This is a genomic window from Pontibacter brevis, assembly GCF_054779655.1.
This window is the reverse complement of record NZ_BAAGXV010000007.1, coordinates 111,898-129,225: the sequence shown is the minus strand read 5'-3', so window position 1 is coordinate 129,225 and position 17,328 is coordinate 111,898. Positions and strand designations below refer to the sequence as shown.

The following is a 17,328-nucleotide window of genomic DNA, read 5'->3' as shown; positions in this document are numbered from 1 at the left end:
CACCACCTGTGCTGCTGCCTTTTTCAAGGATGGGTGATGTTTATCGTTGTCTTATCCTGTAAGCTACTACTCTGTTATCCTTAAAGGTTGGTACCAGCAGCACCCCCAATCTGTCGGCATAACTGATGTCGGCGGTATTCATGTTCTGGCTCTGTGTGTTCAGTACGCTCCAGCTTTTACCATCACTGTTTATATAAAATATTTCACCGTCCCAGCTCGATACCAGGTAATTCCCTTCCCCGGCCTCCGCAATGCCGTCTGCTGCCTTTATTCCATCGGTCCAGTCAGTGAAATTTTTTGTCTCCGGATCCAGGAGCCGTACTTTGCCGCTGTTCTTAAAGGCTACAATCATACGGTTGCCATCTACGAATATCCCATTCGGGTTGTCGCGCCTGGTGTTGTCTATCCAGGTACTCACGCGGCCATTGCGAAGCTGGTAAATGCGTTTATGTTCTGAATCAGTTACAAACACAGTTCCATTATCATCCACGGCAATGCCATTCAGATTCCGGGCATTCTCGGCTTTGTATTTACCCAGCACCGAGCCCGACTGTGTTGAAATAGCTACAATCTCATCTACATCGGCCACATAGAGCACATTGTTATGTAAGGCTGTTCCTTTCGGGTCGTTCAGGCCAGATACCCAGTACAGTTCTTCTATCTCACCATTGGTGCCCAGGCGGGAGACGAAACCATCTCCGTCTTTCCGGTTACCAGACTGCTTGTTGATGTTTGTCACATATATGGTGTTGCGCACCGGGTCGTGTATCACTGATTCAGGAGTGCGGAAGGTATTGTCTGATGCCCAGGCCTGCTCCAGTTGGACAGGAGCCCTGGACGAAAAAAGCCTGCCGATACAGCTGTTCAGGCCAACCAGCAGGAAAATGAAGCATGCATTCTGAAGTAAAATTCGCATAACATATTATAATGTTGAATTATATATACTACGGCTTCAGGCTCCTGCTGTTGTAAATTGGCCGTTGCTTATTCGGTGTACAGGCCTAGCTTTCGCATAGTGAGCAAGCGCGAAACCTTACCTGTGGCTGTTACTGAAAAGGCAGGGCTGTAAATGATTTCCCTGGGTACTTCATACTTTTTCAGGCGCGTTTGAAGGCGGGCAAACATTTCTTTTTCTGTAGCTTCACTCATTGCCTCCCGCTCTAAAATCAGCACAATTCTTTCACCCAGCAGCTCATCTGGTTGCGCGGCAACAAAAAAGCGCGGTGAGGTTTCTGTTTCAGCCAGGGCGTCTGCAATGGCCGACTCCACTGTCTCAACCTGTACCTTCACACCACCGGTGTTAATGGTATTGTCTGCGCGACCGATCCAGCGGAAGCGGGTAGGAGTGAGAAGCTCTACGATATCGTTTGTAACCAGGAGCTCGTTATTTGTTATATCGCCTTTTATGGTCAGGCAACCGCGTTTATCAAGGCCAATCTGTATGTCGTCCAGCACCTGGAAATAATCTGTGGCTTCAGAGCCGTTCAGGCGGCGCACAGCTATGTGCGATACTGTTTCAGTCATGCCATAGGTGAGGTAAACAGGCGCCTTTATCTGCTGTATTTCCCGTTGCAAAGTAGCGGACACAGGAGCACCCCCCAGCAGAATTCCTTTCATCCTGTTCAGTTGTGGTAGCGCCTCCGGCATCTCCTGCAAAATAGTCTGCATTTGCATGGGCACAAAAGCGGCAAAGTCTATTTTCTCCTCACGGCTTACAAGCGACAGTGGGTTGCCAACCGGGTCAACAACAAGGGCATTTAAATCACCCATGAAAACACGCACCATCATCATCATGCCAGCAATGTATTCGGTGTTCAGGCAGACCAGGGAACAATCACCCTGCCGTAGGTTCAGGAGCTGAATCGTTCTGCGGGCACTGGCTTCCATTTGCTTGCGCGTCAGGTTAATGGTTTTAGGGGCACCCGTTGAGCCGGATGTCTGGATAGGAAACTCCTGAACACCGTTTAACCAGTTGCGGCAGAATTCAAGGGTTTTACTCTCATAGCCGTCCAGGGGAATGCTGTTCCGGAACGAATATGCTGCTATCTCGTCGTAATAAAATTTCTTGCCGTTGAGCAGAAGATATTTTTCGTTCATGTAGTCGTTGATTAACAGTATGAGAATAAAACGGAAGGCCGGGTGGCGAAAGTTAAGCTTTTATCTGTCTTGCGTTACAAAAATGTACGTAAAGCAGCTTTAAAACAAGAGGAGCAGGCAAAGAAACCTTTCTTTGCCTGCTCCTTTTTTATTTCCTAGGCAGGTGGCTTTAGAATTTATTGTGAAACCAGCTGCTAAAGCCGGTGCATTTTCTTTTCCTCAGGTACATTGTCCTTTTTCTTTTCCCTGAGCACATAATCTGCTGAAAAGCGGCCTGAGCCAAAAACCAGAAAGAATATCAGCAGGGCAAGCACAATAATGGAAGACCAAAGTTCTGTGTTCTCAGAATAAAAGCCCCGGTCCGGGTTTATGAAGAACACTGCACCTATTAGTATCGGGATCTGGAAAAGAATGGCTACGCGTGTAACAAGCCCTATGGCAATGAGTACCCCACCTGCTAAATGTGCCATGGCCACATAATGTGCCAGCCCAGCAGACACCCATGGAAACTCACTTTTTCGCATGATGCTCAAAAGGGCCCCGGTATCCTGTATAAACATGATACCCTTTATAAACAAAAAAACTCCGAGCCCTACCCGGAGAAAGTCTAGCCAGAGCGGGTGGTGTGCATCAGACCAGCGCTCGATGCGGTACATGTTGTGTGTCAGGTTCATGGCTGTAACATTTAAGTAAAAAATTGATTTATAATTACTTAAACGAAAACAATTTTTATTTAGACATAACCTGCTCCACTGTTTTAAAGTGTCCTCTGGATAGGCTTTAAGACTTTTTATGAAAGGGGCTGCTTTTGGTACAATAAACTGGCTGTCGGAGAAATCTTTTATAAGAAAAACCAGGTGTTCGTCTTATATCATACCGTGTCATCTGGCTTCGGGTGTTTCTGCCGCAGGATTTTATTATCAACAGAATACCGTCCCGGGCCGACAATCATAAGGAACAGCAGCAGACCTGTGATAATAATTGATAGCCAAAGCTCCGTGTTTTGCATATGAACGCCACGTTGTGGGTTCACAATCATGACAGCTCCCAGTAGGATGGGAAACTGGCATAGCAGTGCCAGGCGGGTCAGGCAACCAAAGGCTATCATCAGTCCTCCCACCATGTGTACCGTGCTGGTAAGCAGCGAGGCATGTCGGGTACCAATTATATCCTGCCTTTCACTGAATATATAGAATACATCGCTGGTATATTCCAGGAACATCATTCCTTTGAAGAATAAAAAAAGACCAAGCAGAATGCGTAGACCATCCATCCAGACAGGGTTACTGGCGCTGTTAACGCGGGCGGAACTGTTTATCTCCTGTGTTAAACTCATGGCAAGAAATTAAATATGACAGGTGCTATATTTAGATATACGTTTTTATTGGCTTAATCTGTTGCAGAGCAGGATGTTATTCCTTATTTATTTTGGACCTAAAAAAATAGCAGCACCCGTTCCAGGAGTGCTGCTATTTAGATAATTCAGTTCAACGGTCTTTTAAATTAGCCTACTAATAGTCAATTTTCCTGACTTCCTGCCTGTATTTGTTGAAAGCATCTGCATTGGCAGGACTTTCAGTGAAAATCTCCAGTATGCCCGCTCCGGCTTCTGGTGAGAAGAAGGCGGGTAAGGTTTCCTCCAGTGCCTCTAAGGTATGCACCGGCATATAGTTCAGGATAAAATCCCGGGCAGTGTTTTCGGCATTCAGTGCCTGATACGTTTCAAAGTAAGGCTCCAGTTCTGGCTGCTGCTTTGGCCCATCTATCAACCGGAAAATGCCGCCAGCATGGTTGTTCAGTAGTACAATGCGCAGGTTCTGGGGCAGGTAATTGTGCCAAAGCCCGTTCCTGTCATAGAAGAAGGCAAGGTCACCGGTGATGAGGGTCGTTATTCCGGTACTGACAAGGGCGCAGCCGACAGCAGTACTGTTACTACCGTCGATGCCGCTGGTGCCCCGGTTGGCATACACCTGGACGTGCTGCGCTGTTTGCAGCGCCAGTATGTTGGCATAGCGTACCGACATGCTGTTAGCCAGGTGCAGGTGACTTTGCTGCGGTAAAGCCTGCAGCACCCGTGCTGCTACCGCTAACTCACCGTAGTTAGCCCCGGAAACATACTGCTTTAAAAAGTTGCCTGCTTTTTCATTCATTCCCTGCCACTTTGCAGCATAGTGCTTAGTGGCTTTTTCTTCAGTACCTGCCATGCTGGCGAAAAAGGAAGCCGGTGTACAGCGTATGATGCTGGTTAAAGTCTGGAAAGTGTCGGCTACATCTCCAGCAGCCTGCAGGTGCCAGTGTGCCTGAGGCTTGTGTTTCCGGAGGTACAGCTTCAGGCTTTTGGAGATGATGGACTTGCCAAAGGTAATCAGCAGGTCCGGTTGCAGTGCTGCGAGTTTTTTTTCATCAGGGCAGGAGAAGATAGCATCCTGGTAGCGTATCACCATTTTGCTTTGCTGCACATTACTGATGATGTCTCCTACAGCTACAGCACCTCTTGTTTTGATGAAGGTCTCCAGATTTTGCAGCAACTGCTGATCTGGTTTGTCCTGACCAGCCACTATAAGCACACGTTCGTACTGCTGCAGTTCGTGCTGTAGCCGCTGTACCTGCTGGCTGCTCAGTTCAAATGTGTTCTGCGCTTCCTCGATTACTTTAATGCCTTCATCAAAAGTTACTTCTTCATCAGGGGCAGGATAAAACGGCTCGCGTAGCGGCACATTGATATGCACGGGGCCCGCGGGGAAAGCCACCGCCTGATTTAAAGCATCGGACACCATGCGTTCACTATGCCATACAGCATCCGGATGAGAAAAGTCTACAGGAAAAGTATAACTCTTCTTGATGTGCTGCCCGTACACCTGCTGCTGCCGGATGGTTTGTCCGTCCAGTTGATCAACCCACTCCGGAGGACGGTCGGCTGTGAGCACCAGCAGCGGCACCTGCTGAAAGAATGCTTCTGCTACGGCAGGAGCATAGTTCAGGGCTGCCGTGCCGGAAGTGCACACCAGTACCGTTGTTTTTCCTGTAGTGAGGGCCATACCCAGTGCAATAAAAGCAGCTGCACGTTCATCGCTGACCGTACGCACCTTCAGTTTTGGGTGGCGGGCAAAGGCAATGGTAAGGGGGGCACAGCGGGAGCCAGGGGAGAGCACCACCTGCTCTACACCTTTCCGGGCACATATTTCCGCTATATTCACAACAGGCTGGATGATCATTTTTCCTTGTTCGTTTAACGTTTTCGTTGCTTGTGTTCGGGTATCTCATGGAGTGCATTCCGTTAAAGATTCTTCCAGTTCATTCAAGGTAAATAGAGTATAAATCAAAAAGCTTTCACATACTTATCCTCTCTTAAAAACGAAACACTAAAAACCAACAACGAATAACGAGCAACGAAAAGCGAAATTTAAAATTGTTGAAGAATCCGCTGCATGGCTACCATTTTATGCTGCGTTTCCATCCATTCTTTAATTGGGTCAGACTCAGCCGTAATACCTGCGCCAGCGTAAATGATGGCTTTGTCTTTTAGCAATTGCATGCAGCGCAGGTTCACGAATAAGTGTGTGCCTGCTTTACTGTTAACAGGACCTAAGAACCCGCTGTAGTAACTACGGTCATAGCCTTCGTGTTCCAGTAAAAACTGCAGTGCGGGCGCTTTGGGTAATCCGCAGACAGCAGAAGTAGGGTGCAACAAGCGCAGCATCTCTGTTCCCAGGCTCGGGAAATCCACCTCTTTCAGATCAACTTTGAAGTCGGTGCGCAGGTGCATCAGGTTGCCTGCCACCACAGTGCGCGGACCTATTTCGGTATACTCGCGCAAGCGCAGGCTTTTGAAGCAGAGCAGGATGTAGCGTTCCACCATGGCCTGCTCTTCAATTTCTTTCTGTCGCCAGATAGCGTCGGCTACACTCTCGGTAGCAGGCTGTGTACCTGCCAGCGCCACTGTATGGAAAACCTGTTGCTCATTTATACTTACCAGAATCTCAGGAGAGGCTCCAGCCCAGGTTCCCACGCCCGGAACCGAAACAATTGAAACAAAGGCCCGTGGGTGCTTCTGGCACATCAACTCAAAGACAGCTGCCAGGTCCAGGTGCAAGGGCAAGGGAAGTAGGCTGTTGCGGGATAGGACCACCTTCTCCATTTGCTCCTCCTTTATCGCAGCTACAGCCGCCGCCACAGCTTCCTGAAAATGCAAATCCGACTGCTGCTGCACGCCAGCGTTTGAAGTATGCCAACTCCGGTGATGTGGAACTGAACCCAGCTCCATAGCTTGCATAAAATCCGTTACCTCAGGTGCGGGCGCATCGGCCGCCGGGGTAAGTTTACCTGTTCCCTGGTTACAATAAAGATCCGCTTTGATAAAAAGGTTAGGAGTTAACTCACTTTCCTGAAAAGGGCAGAAGAGAAAGCCGAAGGGGCTGTTTTCAAGTGTCGGAGGCGTAGGGGTGAAGCTTTCCTGAAGCGACACAGCGACATGTGCTTCCTGAGTATGAGGCAACCGCCAGGCTGCTACTGCTTTCCCCTGCCCGATGGCCGTATGAATTACAGGAGCTAAGGTGTTGAAGTGTGCCTCTGCACCAGTTGCATCACTTTCTGAAGCAGTAGCTTGTTCCATAATGTTTATTTTTTGTCTATTACAGCCACTGTCATACGGCTGATGCATACCAGGTCGCCTGCTTCGTTTGTTATTTTTGTTTCCCAAACCTGTGTCGTGCGCCCGGCATGAATGGCCGTGGCTTTGGCATAAACCCAGCCTTCCCGGATACCCCGGATATGATTTGCATTGATTTCTAAACCAACACAGGCCTTTTTTGTTAAATCTACCTGAAGGGCAGCCCCCATGCTTGCCAGCGACTCCGCCAGTACAACAGAGGCGCCTCCATGTAAAAGCCCCATTGGCTGGTGCGTGCGGTGGTCTACCGGCATTTTTCCGCAGATGTAATCATTGCCTACCTCTGTGATTTCGATGCCCAGGTATTCCATCATGGTATTTTTACACCACTGCTTTACCTGTTCTAACGTACTATTATTTTTGTGTGTAGACATGTATGCCTAATTTGGGGCTGGATTAATGTATAAAAGGCAAAAGTAGAAGAATTTTGAGTATTAAGAAAGTATACCTCATCCGCCACGGTCAGACAGATTATAACCTGCAAAGCATCGTACAGGGCAGTGGCATAAACTCCTCGCTTAATGAGACGGGGCAAACCCAGGCCAGGCTGTTTTTTGAAAAGTACAAGGACGTTCCTTTTGATAAAGTGTATACCTCTACGCTGCAGCGCACCAAGCAGACGGTGCAGGGGTTTCTGGACCTGGGGCTGCCGCATGAAGAGCATGCCGGGCTCAATGAGATACACTGGGGCACCCGCGAGGGAACCCGCATGACTCCGGAGGAAGACGAATACTATTACAACATGCTGCTAACATGGCGCGAGGGTAACTGCGATGTGTGTGTAGAAGGAGGGGAGAGCCCTGAACTGGTGGCTGAACGGCAGAAGCCGTTCATTGACCTTATGTTGAGCCGGCCAGAGGAGGAAACGATATTAATCTGTATGCACGGGCGTGCCATGCGTATTATGCTGTGCAACCTGTTGCGCTACCCACTACGCTGTATGGACCAGTTTGAGCACCTGAATACTTGCCTTTACCTGCTGGAATATACCGGTAGTATGTTCACTGTTAAGAAGTATTGTGATGTAACGCATCTGGAGGAAGCGTTACCCGTTTAAAGGCTTTGAACAAATTAGAACCATATAGTTTGAATAAAATATTTTTAAATCTAAATTTGGGCTGATATATCAAGACGAATAGACCAACTGGGCGAATAATATAAGACAAAATTTATGGCTGAAGTTATAAGAATGCCCAAGATGAGTGACACGATGACTGAGGGGGTGATTGCATCTTGGCTTAAGAAAGAAGGCGATAAGGTGAGCTCCGGCGACATCCTGGCCGAGGTTGAAACCGACAAGGCTACTATGGAGCTGGAATCTTACGAAGATGGCACCCTGCTATACATAGGGCAGAAAAAGGGTGACACGGTACCAGTGGATGGTGTGCTCGCCATTATTGGTAAAGAAGGAGAGGATATCTCTGATTTGCTGGATGAGTTAAAAGGCGGTGGCAGTAAGCCAGCAGCAAAAGAGGAGCCGAAAGAAGACAAGCCGGTAGAAACAAAGCCTGCTGCGTCTAAAGAAGAAGCGCCTGCGAAACCAGCAGTAGATGTTAGCAGCATCAATGCAAACATCATCAGAATGCCTAAGATGAGCGACACCATGACAGAGGGAGTGCTTGTTAGCTGGCAGAAAAAACAAGGTGACAAAGTGAAGTCTGGTGATATCCTGGCTGAAGTGGAAACTGACAAAGCAACCATGGAGCTAGAGTCTTATGAAGACGGAACACTGTTATACCTGGGCGTTAAAGAAGGGGAGTCTGTAGCTGTTGATGCAATTATTGCTATCATCGGTCAGGAAGGAGCTAATTATAAAGCCCTCCTTGATGCCGCCTCTTCCAATAACCAGTCGCGTGAAGAAAACGCTAAAACAGACGAAAACATCGAAACCCGTGCGGAGACTGTTTTCGAGGACAAAGTAAACGAAACTACTGTACCGGGACCAGAGTCTGCAGAGACAGGTGCTTCCAGTGGCTCAAGTGACAACGGAAGAATCAAGGCTTCTCCGCTTGCCAAGAAAGTAGCACAGGAGAAAGGCTATAATATTTCTCAGATAAAAGGCACAGGTGAAGGTGGTCGCATTGTGCTGCGCGATATTGAGAACTTTACACCATCTGCAGCGCCACAGCAGAAAGCCACAGACTCCAAACCGAGTGCACCACAGGCTGCCCCTGCTATTCCACAGGGAGTTCCTACTGAGGAGTACGAAGAGGTGAATGTGTCACAGATGCGTAAGGTAATTGCCCGTCGTCTGTCTGAGAGCCTTTTCACTGCTCCTCACTTCTTCCTGACCATGTCTATTGATATGGACAAGGCGATGGAAGCCCGTGTAAGCATGAATGAGGTGTCGCCGGTTAAAATATCTTTCAACGACCTGGTTATCAAAGCTGCTGCAGCCGCACTTCGCCAGCATCCAGCAGTGAACTCTTCCTGGTTAGGTGATAAAATCCGTTATAACAAGCACGTAAATATTGGAGTGGCCGTTGCGGTAGAAGAAGGCCTGCTGGTGCCAGTGATACGTAACGCTGATTTCAAATCCATTTCTGCTATCTCTGCGGAAGTAAAAGACCTTGGAGGTAAAGCAAAGAGCAAGAAACTGCAGCCTGCGCAAATGGAAGGCAGCACGTTCTCTATTTCTAACTTGGGCATGTTCGGTATCGACGAATTCACCGCTATCATCAACCCGCCAAATGCTTGTATCATGGCAGTAGGTGGTATCTCGCAGGTACCTGTTGTGAAGAATGGTGAAATAAAAATTGGTAACGTGATGAAAGTAACGCTATCCTGCGACCACCGAGTGGTGGACGGTGCGGTAGGCTCTGCTTTCCTTCAAACGTTCAAGAACCTGCTGGAGAACCCGGTGAGAATTCTGGTTTAACCTGATATTCGAAATAAACAGAGAAGCCTCTTCTGCTCACGCGGGAGAGGCTTCTCTGTTTATATGCCTGCAGAGTACGTAAAGCGGTTAATTATATTTTTGCACTAGCTGTAAGTTATTTCCTTTTGCTGCGACTAATTTAAAAGACCATTGCGTTATTCCACGCAATGCAGCGCTTATGACATGCGCTCTCGCCTGGCACTTTGTATCAGAACTTTAATATAGTCCATGTCTTCCTGAGCTATCATTTCTTGTTTTGAGGCTTCTTCGATAGAATTCAGCTCTTTTTCCAGCAGCTTTTTGTGCTTGTCCTGTTCATCGCGTTCGCTTATTTTGCTAATCAAAGTGATGAGACGTGTCTGTACAGCGACATCCTTTGTAGAATAGGCCCGAATGCTGGCTGTACACATATAAAAAATCTTTTCGAAAGGTATAGGCCCGTAGATAATACATGGCATGCCATCTTCGTGCTGTACCACCTTAAGTCGTCCCCCTAGTTCCTGCAGCCTGCAAAGCAGGTCCATGAGGTAGTCTATCGCCTGTATAGCCGTACCAGGGTCATTTACGCCCGGGCTCAGGGCTTTAACGGCTATTTCAGTTAAGTGCTTGAAGCCATAGATAAAGTTATCCTCCACTTGTTCCTGGTGACGGAGAATAATGTTCTCCTCCAGCAACTCCTGTATCTCTTCGTTCAGGGGTTTATTAATCTTTACAAAAGGGTCCCCTTTCAGCAGGTACATTCCCTGGTCTTTCAGAAACCTTATTTTCAAACCCAGCTTTTTGGAGCCTTTCATCATTTCCTTTGTTGTAACCGTATCAAAGTATCCGGAGTCCCAGGCTTTCACCACATAGAACTCTTCCTGCTCTTCCCAATTCTCATGGTAACTGCCACTGCTGAGTTCTCTGTCCAGAACATTTCTTGTGTTGCGATAAATATTGTTAATGATGTTGCCGATTTGAATCTCGTTAGAAATTTTGTGTATGAAGTAGATAAAGCTAAGAAGGCTGGCAAAACCAAGGAACATACCCAACATTGCTGATAAAAGAGGCACTTCGAGTCTCGACGACATCGTCTGAACATCGCTGAGCACGACAATAAGAAAGCAGATGGTGCCTATAATAGTGCCAAGCACAATCTGGCTGCCCCTTTTACTGACCAAGTCCGGCAGTAACCTGGGAGAAAAGCTGGAGGTAACCTGCGTTAGCACAATCATGATCATGGCAAAGGTAAAAGTTACGAGGCTGATCAAACCGGTTAGCAGGGATGACAGCAGACTGCGGGCAGTGTTAGCATTGTCTATTTTGAGAAAAGGCAAATAGTTCATGATGGACTCACCCACAGAGATTCTGTCGAGGTGGGTAGAGATCCAGGAAAGTACCAGCAAGCTAATGGTTATCACCATAGGGTAAAAAGCTATGCTATTTATAACCTGGGTGAACGCTTTTTTAAGAGAGTACTTTGTTTTTGCGATTTTCATGGTACAATAGAATATAAGCAGTACGGGGTGCTTCCGATCGGAGGATGCCAGATAAGAGGCCAGGTGAAAACAAGCCAGCACATGTAGCTGTTGTTTTTCACTGTTTGGTGGTTGGATGTTTGAAAAACGTAAATTAAAAGCGCAGGTTTATCTTATTTTTACCTGTCCTGCTGCAGTTGTAAGCTCTCCTGTAGGAACTTCCTGAACTCTGGCATTAATCATTGCCTGGCTACTATTCAGGATGCTGGCGTTTCGACTAACAAACTCGTTGTCCAACAGTACCAGGGGTAAACCGCTTCGCACACCAGTTAGTATGAGTTGAAAAATTTTTGGTATAGTATTTGGAAAACAACCATCTGTATGCAGACATGCACGTCAGCAGCATACAGATTGAACTCTGAAGACATTACAGACTATACAAGAATAAATGAAAGCTAAACAATTTATTGCAGGCATGACCCTATCTGCCTTATTAGGAGGCGGCATTGCAGCAGGTGGTTATAAACTGTTGGACAATAACGCCCTTTATACCATGCAGGAGCAATTGCAAATGCCACAAGTACGCTACACCAGTGATATGCGCAGCAGCTCACCCATCGTACCGGAAGGATTGAATTTCCTTAAAGCAGCACAGTCCGCCACGCCTGCCGTTGTACACGTGATGACGGAGTATAGCAGCAGAGGCTCAGCCAGCCGTGACGGCGAAATGGATCCTTTCCTGCGTGAGTTCTTTGGTGATAGAATGCCAAAGCAAAAGCAGCAGAGGCCACAAGGTGTGCAGAGAGGCTCAGGTTCCGGTGTCATTATTGCCACCAACGGTTACATTGTTACAAACAACCACGTAATCGACAAAGCAGATAAAATCAAAGTGGTGCTGGATGATAAGCGCACGTACGAAGCGAAACTTGTAGGTACAGACCCAACAACAGACATTGCATTACTTAAAGTTGAAGCCGATAAACTGCCAACCGTGCGTTACGGCAACTCAGACGATTTGCAGGTGGGAGAGTGGGTGCTTGCGGTTGGTAACCCTATGAACCTTACTTCAACTGTAACAGCTGGTATTGTGAGCGCGAAAGGCCGTAGCATCGACATCCTTCGTTCTAACAACCCTGAGCAGCGCTACAGCATCGAGTCCTTTATACAGACAGATGCTGCTGTGAACCCTGGTAACTCCGGTGGTGCCCTTGTGAACCTGAACGGTGACCTGATTGGTATCAATACTGCCATTGCCTCCCAGACAGGTTCTTTTGCAGGATATTCCTTTGCAGTACCTTCTACTATAGTAAGTAAAGTGGTAGACGATTTGCTGAAGTACGGTGAAGTGCAGCGTGCCCTTTTAGGAGCCGAAATCCGTGAAATAGATGCAGAATTTGCGAAAGAGAAAGGACTGAAAACACTGAATGGTGTTTACCTGGCGAATGTGGCTCAGAACAGCGGCGCCAGTGAAGCCGGCCTTAAGTCAGGAGATGTTATCACTGCCATTAACGGTGCCGCTACAAAGAAATCATCGCAGTTACTGGAGCAGGTGGCCCGCTACCGCCCTGGCGATAAAGTAAAAGTGACTTACGTGCGTGACGGTAAAGAAAGAACTGCTGACGTAACACTAAAAAACATGAACAACAGCACTGAGCTGGTAAAGCGAAGTAAAGCTGAAGCAGTTTCTTTTGAAGGCGCTCGGTTTGAGCCAGTAGCAAAGCAGGAAATGACGAAGCTGGGTATTACCGGCGGTGCTAAAATTGCTAACGTAAAAGGCAGTAAGTTCAGCGATTCAGGTATGAAAGATGGCTTCATCATTACGCGCATCGACAAGCAGCCGGTAAATGTGCCTTCCGACGTTGAAAAATACCTGAAGGACTATGACGGTGGCGTTGTATACCTGGAGGGAATATATCCTGACGGTCTGAAGGCTTACTACCCAATCGGAAAAGACTAATCTATAAAGCATAATTAGTAAAAGAGCTTCTGCAGCATGGCAGAAGCTCTTTTTGTTTTGAGAGAAACTTATGCTAATTGCAGTCGTATGGGCTGCGCATTAGGGGATCCGAAAACAAACAACATAGCTTTAAGCGCTGGCAAATCAATAACATGTATTTTTAGCTACAGTTATCATAACCCCCACTTAACAAATTCCCTTCGGATTAGGATAAGCACCAACATTATCTTCCCCAGGTCTATCCTGACAGATAAAGTCCTTTTCTACCAGCAGAACAATCTCACGCCCATATCCTGTATCTACGTTTGCATCAAAGCCAACCAGTTCTGTGCTTGTCCATTTCTGCGCTACTTGCTGCGGCACATAGATTGTCGTGGTGCCTGCCTCAAAGGTGATTGTAAAATCTGTGCTAGAAGATACCTTCAGTCTAAATCGGAGTTGTTGGGAAGGCTCAGGTCCGAATTCAGTTACCTCTGTTATCTGGCCATGTTGTTGAAAGTGATTTACTTCTGGTTGCTTTAAACGGAAACGCATGGTGTTACTTTGGATTCTGACTTTCATAAGGGTTGATTTTGAATGTGAACGCTGGTATGACGCTAAATGTAAAGTACCTCTAGGACTTTCATGATACGCAATATTTTGTAACAAAACGTTAAGTTGTGCAATTCTGTCTTCTGATGTAATAAAAGAAACAATCTTCTTTGGATATACAAAAAATAGCAGTTGCTGCTGTTTCAAAAAAATTAACGCCAACTTAAGAAGCATACACACCCTCCTGTTCAGGCATATTGGCCTCCAGCAAAGATATGATGAGCCATGCCGATGGGTAGAACTTATAAAAGGCTTAATTCAGGAAGTGAGAAGAAAGCGAATAGTTTGAATGACAGAATATTATTTGTTTCAGAGGCAAGAGCAGCTGCTTTGTTCTCTTTACTTACGTTTATTCTTTGTGTTACTAAGCTTTTATATAAACAGACAATTTGGCTGCTTTTGGTGCTTTGGCTTTTTGTTTGATGATAACGTAGCTTTACATCATGAACATAAAAAGCCGGCATGCCCTGCATGAAACTGGCAGAAGATAAAACGATGACAAAAATCAGATCAACTACCGTATGTGGCATCTACCACAATGGCGAAGTAGCACTTGGCGCTGACGGTCAGGCTACCATGGACAAGCACATAGCAAAAAGCAATGTGAAAAAAATCCGCAAGCTGCTGGATGGCAAAATTGTAACCGGCTTTGCAGGCTCTACTGCTGATGCCTTTACTTTGCTGGAGCGCTTTGAGGAGAAACTGGGAGCGTACCAGAGCAACATGAAGCGCGCGGCCATAGAGCTTGCCAAAGACTGGCGCAAGGACCAGTACCTGCGCAAACTGGAGGCCATGATGGTGGTGGCCAACAAAGAGGAACTCCTGATTATTTCCGGAACAGGCGATGTACTGGAGCCGGACAACCAGATTGCAGCCATTGGTTCTGGAAGTATGTACGCGCACGCTGCCGCTTTGGCACTTAAAAAGCACGCACCGCACTTATCGGCAGAAGAAATGGTGCGCGAGGCGCTGAATATTGCAGCTGATATCTGTATCTATACAAATCATAACCTTGTGGTGGAGAAGCCAGCATAGTAAGTACAATTTTTCAGACTGAAAAAATCAAAAAAATAGCAGACAGAAATTGAATTTTTCTGTCTGATGAATGTTTAACAACTGAATCCGGAGGTCATATACCCGGCTATCATTCCACCCTCATACGTTTGGTGTTCGAACAGCTGCTGTTTATATGCCGTAAGGTATAAATCAGTAAATAATTCATAAATTGCCGGGCCAAACTGCCTTACATGGCAGAGGTTGGTGCAAAATAATCAACTATGCAGGTAACAGATTTCTTAAAGAAACACTACAAACATTTTAATGCAGCCTCTTTGATTGATGCTGCTGAAGGTTACAAAACACACCTGAACAACGGTGGTAAAATGCTGGTGACATTGGCAGGTGCTATGTCGACAGCTGAGTTAGGCATCATCCTGGCTGAGATGATTCGCCAGGATAAAGTACATGCTATCTCCTGTACCGGTGCAAACCTGGAAGAAGATATTTTCAACCTGGTGGCGCACGATTTCTATGAGCGTGTTCCGCATTATCGCGAGCTTTCTGCCGCTGATGAAGAGGAACTGCTTAGCCGCCACCTGAACCGTGTAACAGACACTTGTATTCCGGAAGAAGAGGCCATGCGCCGCTTGGAGCACGTGGTCTTGAAATACTGGGAGAAAGCAGATAAGGCTGGTGAGGCCTATTTCCCGCACGAGTTTTTCTATCAGATGCTTTTGTCAGGAGATCTGGAGCAATACTACCAGATAGATCCGAAGAACAGCTGGATGCTGGAAGCAGCAAAGAAAAACCTGCCTATCATCTGCCCGGGCTGGGAAGACTCTACGCTAGGTAATATCTATGCAGGTCACGTTATCAGCGGCGACATCAAGAATGTACATACCATGAAAACGGGTATCCAGTACATGATGCAGCTGGCTGACTGGTATACTGAAACTGCAAAAGAAGAATCTACAATAGGTTTCTTCCAGATCGGTGGTGGTATTGCCGGTGACTTCCCGATATGCGTAGTGCCAATGCTGCACCAGGATCTGCAGCGCGAAGGGGTTCCGCTGTGGGGTTACTTTGCCCAGATTTCTGACTCTACTACCAGCTACGGTTCTTACTCAGGCGCTGTGCCTAACGAGAAGATTACGTGGGGTAAGTTAGGCAAAGACACACCGAAATTCATGATTGAGTCGGATGCTACTATTGTAGCGCCACTTATCTTCGCGATTGTGTTGGATATGTAAGAAAAGTAAACCTGCTTTTAAAAGTAGCAGGCTTTGATAATATAAAAGCACCGGCTCACGATGAGCCGGTGCTTTTTTTGTGTCTTCTAAAAACAGCTATTGCCTGCATTAAGACAAGCGGGTTATCATCAATCAACAGGTTTGGTACAAACAAACACCGGAACACGCTGTATCGAGTTTACGCCGTAGCCGCCATAGTTCCATACCTCATCACTGTCTATTGGCTGTACGTTGCCGGCTGAATCGGTGGCCCGGCAGCAAATCTCAAATTCTCCGGGTTCGTTCACTATCCAGTCATACTGCCAGCGCTGCCAGGCAAACTCTCCGATTGATTTTCCGAGTTCAGCCTCATCCCAGGTTTCACCGCCGTCTGCACTGAATTCTACTTTTGTAATGGAGCCCCAGCCTGACCAGGCCTTGCCGATAATGGTTGTTTTGCCTGTCAGTACGTAGCGGTTGCGCTGCACCAGGTCGGGCATGCCCGGGGGCATCATGGTGGAGTTCACATTGATTTTGGTGACAGGGGTACCGGGGTCGTCTGCGGCATCTTTGTACCAGAGATGGTCTGTTACCTTCTGAGCTAGCTTTGCTACAGTGGATTGTGGTTTTTTGTATCGGTACTGAATGGCTTGCTGCACCCCCCGGAAAGGCTCCTTAATAGCAGTGATAGACTTGAGCCATTTTACTGATGTCATACCGTACCAGTTAGGTACAATTAGCCGGAGCGGGAAGCCATGTTGTGCCGGTAAAGGAATACCGTTCGCCTCATATACCAGCATCACTTCTTCGCGCATCGCTTCTTCAAGGGGAAGGCTGCGCTCAAAGTTGTGCTCAAAACCCTGGTCAAAGCCTCTGTCATGGCCTGTGAAGAGGATTTCGACGGCATCTTCCAATATGCCCGCCTCCTCCAGTATACCTCGTAATGGAGTGCCTGTCCATTCGTAGCAGCCGATTGACTCATCTTTCCAGGGCCACACAATAGGGCGGGGATACAGCTTTACACGCCCGGTGCCCCCGCACTCCATCATCACCGGGATTGTTCTGGCGGGGCGGCTCTTGATATCGTCCAACGTCAGCGTCATCCTCTTTTGAACAGCACCGCCGATTTCGATGGAATAGGTATCCGCATCTATTTGTGGGATGTCGAAATGAATGAGCAGGTAATGCATGCCCAACGGGGTAATGTCCCACTGTACGCCTTCCGGGTGGTGGCCGTGATTGCGCAGGCCCAGTACAACTTCCTCGCGTGTAAAGTCTGTATTGGTGGTAACATCCTGCTTTGCATCATTCTTTTGCATTGCCAGCAGCTCACAGCCCTTGTGTTTACGTGATTCTGTCTCGTTTTTGTCCCAGGCTGGTGCAAATTCGTATCCTTCCGGCTGCTTATATTCTTTCTTTACTTTCAGAGTTTTCATAGAGTCCCTTTGTTT

15 protein-coding genes are annotated in these 17,328 nt (G+C 47.2%); 5 read left to right on the top strand and 10 right to left on the bottom strand.

Annotated elements, in window-relative coordinates:
- Positions 1–40: 40 nt before the first annotated feature.
- From ACYVB1_RS01915 to ACYVB1_RS01885, 7 genes are all read right to left on the bottom strand, one after another.
- Complete coding sequence (locus ACYVB1_RS01915; RefSeq protein WP_460919933.1) at positions 41–916, bottom strand: SMP-30/gluconolactonase/LRE family protein; 876 nt, start codon at positions 914–916, stop codon at positions 41–43.
- Positions 917–984: 68 nt separating this feature from the next.
- Positions 985–2,097 carry an AMP-binding protein gene (locus ACYVB1_RS01910; RefSeq protein ID WP_460919931.1) on the bottom strand — a complete coding sequence of 371 codons (1,113 nt, stop codon included), beginning with the start codon at positions 2,095–2,097 and terminating at the stop codon, positions 985–987.
- A gap of 194 nt (positions 2,098–2,291) precedes the next feature.
- Positions 2,292–2,771, bottom strand: coding sequence for a DoxX family protein (locus tag ACYVB1_RS01905; protein ID WP_460919929.1), 480 nt, complete (start codon positions 2,769–2,771; stop codon positions 2,292–2,294).
- A gap of 197 nt (positions 2,772–2,968) precedes the next feature.
- Positions 2,969–3,433 (bottom strand): DoxX family protein, encoded by a 465-nt coding sequence (locus ACYVB1_RS01900; RefSeq protein WP_460919927.1) that lies wholly within the window; start codon positions 3,431–3,433, stop codon positions 2,969–2,971.
- A gap of 175 nt (positions 3,434–3,608) precedes the next feature.
- Positions 3,609–5,312, bottom strand: coding sequence for a 2-succinyl-5-enolpyruvyl-6-hydroxy-3-cyclohexene-1-carboxylic-acid synthase (menD, locus tag ACYVB1_RS01895; protein WP_460919925.1), 1,704 nt, complete (start codon positions 5,310–5,312; stop codon positions 3,609–3,611).
- Between the two features lie 188 nt (positions 5,313–5,500).
- Positions 5,501–6,709, bottom strand: coding sequence for a chorismate-binding protein (locus ACYVB1_RS01890; RefSeq protein ID WP_460919923.1), 1,209 nt, complete (start codon positions 6,707–6,709; stop codon positions 5,501–5,503).
- Positions 6,710–6,714: 5 nt separating this feature from the next.
- Positions 6,715–7,140 (bottom strand): PaaI family thioesterase, encoded by a 426-nt coding sequence (locus ACYVB1_RS01885; protein ID WP_460919921.1) that lies wholly within the window; start codon positions 7,138–7,140, stop codon positions 6,715–6,717.
- A 53-nt stretch (positions 7,141–7,193) separates the two neighbouring features.
- Here ACYVB1_RS01885 and ACYVB1_RS01880 point away from each other — a divergent pair, with 53 nt between their 5' ends.
- Both ACYVB1_RS01880 and ACYVB1_RS01875 read left to right on the top strand, forming a co-directional pair.
- Complete coding sequence (locus tag ACYVB1_RS01880; protein ID WP_460919919.1) at positions 7,194–7,823, top strand: histidine phosphatase family protein; 630 nt, start codon at positions 7,194–7,196, stop codon at positions 7,821–7,823.
- Between the two features lie 114 nt (positions 7,824–7,937).
- Positions 7,938–9,644: a pyruvate dehydrogenase complex dihydrolipoamide acetyltransferase gene (locus ACYVB1_RS01875; RefSeq protein WP_460919917.1), complete on the top strand. Its 1,707-nt coding sequence runs from the start codon at positions 7,938–7,940 to the stop codon at positions 9,642–9,644.
- Between the two features lie 176 nt (positions 9,645–9,820).
- Here ACYVB1_RS01875 and ACYVB1_RS01870 read toward each other — a convergent pair whose 3' ends face one another.
- Entirely contained in the window at positions 9,821–11,122 is a 1,302-nt protein-coding gene (locus tag ACYVB1_RS01870; protein WP_460919915.1) for a DUF2254 domain-containing protein, read from the bottom strand.
- 427 nt (positions 11,123–11,549) lie between these two features.
- On the opposite strand from ACYVB1_RS01870, the gene ACYVB1_RS01865 reads away from it, so the two are divergent.
- Positions 11,550–13,058: a Do family serine endopeptidase gene (locus ACYVB1_RS01865; RefSeq protein ID WP_460919913.1), complete on the top strand. Its 1,509-nt coding sequence runs from the start codon at positions 11,550–11,552 to the stop codon at positions 13,056–13,058.
- Positions 13,059–13,244: 186 nt separating this feature from the next.
- Here the strand turns inward: ACYVB1_RS01865 and ACYVB1_RS01860 are convergent, their stop codons facing one another.
- Positions 13,245–13,823, bottom strand: coding sequence for a DUF7009 family protein (locus tag ACYVB1_RS01860; protein ID WP_460919911.1), 579 nt, complete (start codon positions 13,821–13,823; stop codon positions 13,245–13,247).
- A 321-nt stretch (positions 13,824–14,144) separates the two neighbouring features.
- Here ACYVB1_RS01860 and hslV point away from each other — a divergent pair, with 321 nt between their 5' ends.
- Together hslV and ACYVB1_RS01850 are read left to right on the top strand one after the other, a co-directional pair.
- On the top strand, positions 14,145–14,684 hold the full coding sequence (gene hslV, locus ACYVB1_RS01855; protein WP_460920005.1) for an ATP-dependent protease subunit HslV: 540 nt from the start codon (positions 14,145–14,147) through the stop codon (positions 14,682–14,684).
- A 242-nt stretch (positions 14,685–14,926) separates the two neighbouring features.
- Complete coding sequence (locus ACYVB1_RS01850; RefSeq protein ID WP_460919909.1) at positions 14,927–15,898, top strand: deoxyhypusine synthase family protein; 972 nt, start codon at positions 14,927–14,929, stop codon at positions 15,896–15,898.
- Positions 15,899–16,026: 128 nt separating this feature from the next.
- On the opposite strand, the gene ACYVB1_RS01845 is transcribed toward ACYVB1_RS01850, so the two are convergent.
- Positions 16,027–17,313, bottom strand: a complete 1,287-nt coding sequence (locus tag ACYVB1_RS01845; protein ID WP_460919907.1) for a sulfite oxidase — start codon at positions 17,311–17,313, stop codon at positions 16,027–16,029.
- Between the last annotated feature and the right edge of the window lie 15 nt (positions 17,314–17,328).

What these genes read in the sequence shown, in the direction of transcription:
- ACYVB1_RS01885 (WP_460919921.1), bottom strand. Translation starts at nt 7,140, where the DNA reads ATGTCTACACACAAAAATAATAGTACGTTAGAACAGGTAAAGCAGTGG.
- ACYVB1_RS01910 (WP_460919931.1), bottom strand. Translation starts at nt 2,097, where the DNA reads ATGAACGAAAAATATCTTCTGCTCAACGGCAAGAAATTTTATTACGAC.
- ACYVB1_RS01850 (WP_460919909.1), top strand. Translation starts at nt 14,927, where the DNA reads ATGCAGGTAACAGATTTCTTAAAGAAACACTACAAACATTTTAATGCA.
- hslV (WP_460920005.1), top strand. Translation starts at nt 14,145, where the DNA reads ATGACAAAAATCAGATCAACTACCGTATGTGGCATCTACCACAATGGC.
- ACYVB1_RS01915 (WP_460919933.1), bottom strand. Translation starts at nt 916, where the DNA reads ATGCGAATTTTACTTCAGAATGCATGCTTCATTTTCCTGCTGGTTGGC.
- ACYVB1_RS01900 (WP_460919927.1), bottom strand. Translation starts at nt 3,433, where the DNA reads ATGAGTTTAACACAGGAGATAAACAGTTCCGCCCGCGTTAACAGCGCC.
- ACYVB1_RS01875 (WP_460919917.1), top strand. Translation starts at nt 7,938, where the DNA reads ATGGCTGAAGTTATAAGAATGCCCAAGATGAGTGACACGATGACTGAG.
- ACYVB1_RS01890 (WP_460919923.1), bottom strand. Translation starts at nt 6,709, where the DNA reads ATGGAACAAGCTACTGCTTCAGAAAGTGATGCAACTGGTGCAGAGGCA.
- ACYVB1_RS01865 (WP_460919913.1), top strand. Translation starts at nt 11,550, where the DNA reads ATGAAAGCTAAACAATTTATTGCAGGCATGACCCTATCTGCCTTATTA.
- ACYVB1_RS01870 (WP_460919915.1), bottom strand. Translation starts at nt 11,122, where the DNA reads ATGAAAATCGCAAAAACAAAGTACTCTCTTAAAAAAGCGTTCACCCAG.
- ACYVB1_RS01905 (WP_460919929.1), bottom strand. Translation starts at nt 2,771, where the DNA reads ATGAACCTGACACACAACATGTACCGCATCGAGCGCTGGTCTGATGCA.
- ACYVB1_RS01845 (WP_460919907.1), bottom strand. Translation starts at nt 17,313, where the DNA reads ATGAAAACTCTGAAAGTAAAGAAAGAATATAAGCAGCCGGAAGGATAC.
- menD (WP_460919925.1), bottom strand. Translation starts at nt 5,312, where the DNA reads ATGATCATCCAGCCTGTTGTGAATATAGCGGAAATATGTGCCCGGAAA.
- ACYVB1_RS01860 (WP_460919911.1), bottom strand. Translation starts at nt 13,823, where the DNA reads ATGCTTCTTAAGTTGGCGTTAATTTTTTTGAAACAGCAGCAACTGCTA.